We start from the raw sequence: 355 nt of genomic DNA on the forward strand, positions 1-355 counted from the left end.
TGGCACTTGGAAGAATTGTTTTAATGAATGGAGTAACAGAAGTTGGAATAAAAAATATCTACAATAACAACGTAGAGTTTATGGCCAAAAAGATTAACGAAGAAATTAATAATTCTAAAACTCCAACTGGTAATGTTGTTCAGTCTATTTCTAACGCAGATGAATTACGAAAATTCAAATCACTTTTAGATGATGGCATTATCACTCAAGAAGAGTTCGACCAAAAGAAGAAACAATTGTTAAACCTTTAAGTATATATACCTTACGTCCAAAATCTTATCGACGTTAAAAGGTGTACTACATAAGGTGGTGAGAAATATGAAAACAACTAAATTAGTTGTAGGCATTTTAATGA

Annotated in this window: 1 protein-coding gene; it reads left to right on the forward strand. The window is 30.4% G+C overall.

Features of this window, described 5'->3' with window-relative positions; translation table 11 throughout:
• On the forward strand, positions 1–251 hold a 251-nt coding region (locus tag AC6UD0_RS07390; RefSeq protein ID WP_500708708.1), incomplete at its 5' end, for an SHOCT domain-containing protein.
• Positions 252–355 lie beyond the last annotated feature (104 nt).

It is taken from the genome of Fructilactobacillus sp. X7R9C1 (assembly GCF_059901005.1).